The 1,721-nt window shown below is 38.5% G+C and carries 2 protein-coding genes; both read right to left on the reverse strand.

The window, feature by feature from the left end:
* Positions 1–241, reverse strand: a 241-nt coding sequence (locus GVN22_RS27165; protein ID WP_166554138.1) for a hypothetical protein, incomplete at its 3' end; no start/stop codon positions are given.
* A 105-nt stretch (positions 242–346) separates the two neighbouring features.
* On the reverse strand, positions 347–1,721 hold a 1,375-nt coding region (locus GVN22_RS27170; protein WP_205691059.1), incomplete at its 5' end, for a hypothetical protein.

The following is a 1,721-nucleotide window of genomic DNA, read 5'->3' on the forward strand; positions in this document are numbered from 1 at the left end:
CATCCGTTGCAGAAGGCAATACACTTCGTCCATCATCTATAAAATAATGTCTTCCATCATGTCTTGGCATGACGGTTTGGTTTTCTAATCGTAAAGGACGGATACCGGACTTTAGAGATTCTTCCTCTGACATTTCATAGGCATCTTTGGGCATATCGTCACCTGAGAAGGCAGGAAAAGTGATACTTATCAATAACATTACCCAAATGATAGATGTAAGTGCAATAAAGGTTCTTTTCATATTAAGTCTTCAGTTGGATGTTAGTCTGTAGGAGGTGTATCCAAACAGACTAGCAATTGTACCTATATTCTATTTCTACTTTAAATTGTGCAATAAACTCTTAGGTCAATAATCTGTTATCATTACTTGCCTAGTGATTTTTTGCTTATTAGCTTCTATTATCATGGAGTATGCTCCCATCCTTAAATCGAGGTCAAAAGGAAATGATAGTGTTGTATTAACATCTTTCTCTGCTATTTGATAAGTCTTGGTATACACCGTTTCTCCTGTGGCAACTCTAACCAATCGAACAGACACATCCGTACTCAATCTCGCTTTGAGCTTCAAAAAAAACTGCCCTTGATTAGGGTTCGGAAATATGATTGCAGAGGTGACTGGGTTGTTTTGGTAGAAATACAGTGAATCTGTATCATCGATATCTTCGGGTCTGAATATCTTTATACTACGGACTAAATAGTTTTCACAACTACCCAAATATGCGTACATAGCCACAGTTTTTTCTCCTTCTGTAGTAGGAATGAATACTACTTTATTTGAGTTTTTGCTAACAAGGATTGAGCTATTGGGTATAAACCAGACAATACGGTCAGGAACAGGTTTGGTGACATCCAATGCAACAATCGTATCTCCAACAAATGCTTGTGTGGCTAAAGTAAAATCTGCCTTCAGTGCATTTTTGCTATTTGTGAGGGTATAGCTTTTCTCGACCGTACATCCTGTTTTGTTAGATACTGATACTTTGTAAATACCTGGAGAAACAATGGTATAGGTAGATTGATTTGCACGGGCTAGCTCATCTATACCTTCGGTACCGTTGAAATACCAACGAATATTTTTCCCTTTATTTTTTGCATCCAGCGTAATACTTTGTCCGATACAAAGCGTGTCTGCTCCTTTACCTGATCCTAGTACAAAAGTTTCTAGACTGTCTGTTTCTTGAATGGTGTTGGTCAGTTGTAATTGACAGCCATTAGCATCTTTGATTTTGACAAGATAGTTTCCTGCATTCAGTGAATCAAATACTCCTTTTCCACTGTTTAATGCTATGGTTTTGTTTAAATTGGTATTGCTTAATACGGCCGTAAATGTACCAACACCTCCAGATGCTTGCACATTGAGCTTAGCCGTGTTTGTACCATAACAAATAGGTATTGACTTGCTCACTTGAGCCAATATGGCTGCAGGCCATTTGAGCTCGACTAATCGAACGGTATCTTGGCAACCTTTGCGGTCCACTACTTTATAGGTGTATTGCCCTTGAGTTAGCCCTATAAATCGGTCGTTTGATTGCTTGGTTGCATTATCTTGCCAATAAATATTGCCTCCATTTCCTCCTGTTGCCTTAAGTTGTACAATTCCATTTGACTCACCTAGGCATAAAGGATTAGATTTTGATAATAGACTTAAGTCTAGGAGGGCTGGCTCTGTAGCTGATAGTTGTGAGGTGGCTAAGCACTTATTGGCATCTTTTACCCAAAAA

It is taken from the genome of Cellulophaga sp. BC115SP (assembly GCF_009905545.1).
Taxonomy (GTDB): domain Bacteria; phylum Bacteroidota; class Bacteroidia; order Cytophagales; family Spirosomataceae; genus Flectobacillus; species Flectobacillus rivi.